We start from the raw sequence: 1959 nt of genomic DNA on the forward strand, positions 1-1959 counted from the left end.
ATATGAGCCTGTAGTGCTCTTCATCCAGACGCATCATCCGCTTGATGTATAGCTCTTGATGCCAAGTCAAAACGTAAATCCCGTCCCCAACAAAATCCTTGATCCCCTTGTCGACAATTACCAGGTCCTTGTCATTGATCGTCCCTTCCATGCTTTGGCCCCAGCCATTGATCATCGCGAGAGCTGATGTCGAGGTATAGGTGACGCCTTTATCGCGCAGGATTTCCTCCCGCACAACCAAGTTCCTAACTACCTCTGTGTAATCTGGAGGCACCTGCCCGTGCCCCATAGCTGCCCGTATGTCGTACTGCGGGATTAGGATTTCATCATTTGTTGGGCGAAGGCTCGAAAGGCTGGCTGGTAAAAAATTTGCCGGGCCACTATCTGGCTCCTCTGCCGCCGCCACGATGCGGTCCCGCGCTTCGCTGGAAAATCCCTTCACCTTGGACAAGGACAGCTTCAGCTGTTCAATCGCCGAGAGACCTGGCTTCACAGGTGACGCCACCTCGGAGCGCGCAGGGCTGACCAGGCTGCCAGCAGCCAAGCCGATCTTTTCTTCCAAGTTCGCTGCAGCCTTCTCGCCGAGGTTTCTGTGCCCGTTAAGAATTTGGGACAGATACGACGCATCCAGGCCGTGCTGATTGGCAAAGTCTTTCTGCGAAGCCCCAGCCATTACGGCCTTAAGAGCTTGTACTCGTAGTTGATTTATATCCATTCGCGAATGATCGCTTCCGTTTAGTACTCAGTAAATTACGGTCTGCTATTGAATGTCAGATTAGCAGTTGCTAATCTGGCGGCAATACGGAGGCGCACCCATGAATCTGCACGACTACATCAAGCCATTTGACAAGCAGTCCCTTGAGAACTTTGCAGCGAGCTGCGGCACGACTGTCGGACAGCTCAAGCAGGTTGCCTACGGCTACCGGCGTCCGGGTGCTGCGCTCGCCATCAGCATTGAGCGCGAATCCTCTCGCTCGGTGACCTGCGAGGAAATGCGCCCGGATATCGACTGGGCATACCTACGCAGTTCCGAGCCAACTCAATCAGCCGCTTAAGCCAATTTCATCAGCCAGGAGCATCGACCGCATGTACGCCAATCCCAAGCACCTCCATGACCGCGAGATCAAGGTCCGTGTTGATGAGGACACGTTTGATCTCATTCAAGCGCTGGCGAAATTCCATCGCACACAGCGCGCAGTCCTTTGTCGGGAGCTCTTAGAGGCCCAGCTTGCCGCCTTGTCGTCTGAGGATACAGCTGAGCACAACGCGGCCTGAAGGCCCAAAGGAGGCCCCATGCCTATCGAACAGGTCGGCTTGGACCAGGCCCTGATGGATCAGCTGGAGCGTGAAGCAGAGAAGAGGGGGGTTACCCCCGAAGAGCTGGCTGCCGAGTTGATGCGTCGAGAACTGGCCAACCGAACCAAGCCCCGAAATCCGAGGGGAACCGTAGCACCTTTCCATCGAAAGGCCTGAGTAGGCCCTGATAAGACCAAATTTCAGGCACAAAAAAGCCACCGGGCATGGTGGCTGATTTGTAAAACTAGAGAGGCCCGACTATGCAGAGCCAGCCTAATTCAAGCAATACCCCCTTCAATGTCGCGACACGTTTTCAGAATTCGAAAAACGTGTCGCGTACTTCTCCGCGTTCTCACTTTGTCAGGAACACCTGACATGCAATACACCGTTACGATCAACCAGGTGAAGGCGCTGGAGTGGGGGCTGAACTCTCAGCAGGCTCTGCTGTTCGCCTTCGTCTACGGCTGCCCGAGCTGGACCAAGCCAATCAAGACGGATGACGGGATCTTCTTCGCGCTGAGCAAGGCCAAGATCATCGAGGAGCTGCCGCTGCTCACTGATAAACCGGATACCGCTTACCGCTTGCTGAAGGCCCTGGAAGAGGCCGGTTTGATTGAGCTTTCCAGTACCTCGAACATCACGCTGTTTCGCCTGACCGAGAAG

At 55.0% G+C, this 1959-nt stretch carries 4 protein-coding genes and 1 pseudogene; 4 read left to right on the forward strand and 1 reads right to left on the reverse strand.

Going from position 1 to position 1959, the window contains the following annotated elements:
• A partial coding sequence (locus ACXRVY_RS26375) for a S24 family peptidase (RefSeq protein WP_458238663.1) occupies positions 1 to 715 on the reverse strand: 715 nt, incomplete at its 3' end.
• Between the two features lie 100 nt (positions 716 to 815).
• Between ACXRVY_RS26375 and ACXRVY_RS26380 the strand changes: the two genes are divergently transcribed.
• The 4 genes and pseudogenes from ACXRVY_RS26380 to ACXRVY_RS26395 all read left to right on the forward strand — a co-directional run.
• The gene (locus tag ACXRVY_RS26380; protein ID WP_457265777.1) at positions 816 to 1055 is read left to right on the forward strand and encodes a YdaS family helix-turn-helix protein; all 240 of its coding nucleotides are present in this window, start codon (positions 816 to 818) and stop codon (positions 1053 to 1055) included.
• 31 nt (positions 1056 to 1086) lie between these two features.
• Positions 1087 to 1275 carry a hypothetical protein gene (locus tag ACXRVY_RS26385; protein ID WP_457265776.1) on the forward strand — a complete coding sequence of 63 codons (189 nt, stop codon included), beginning with the start codon at positions 1087 to 1089 and terminating at the stop codon, positions 1273 to 1275.
• 18 nt (positions 1276 to 1293) lie between these two features.
• Positions 1294 to 1473, forward strand: a complete 180-nt coding sequence (locus ACXRVY_RS26390; protein ID WP_457265775.1) for a hypothetical protein — start codon at positions 1294 to 1296, stop codon at positions 1471 to 1473.
• Positions 1474 to 1671: 198 nt separating this feature from the next.
• Positions 1672 to 1959: pseudogene (locus tag ACXRVY_RS26395) on the forward strand (phage replication protein); the annotation flags it as partial.

It is taken from the genome of Pseudomonas sp. P5_A2_2, assembly GCF_054177685.1.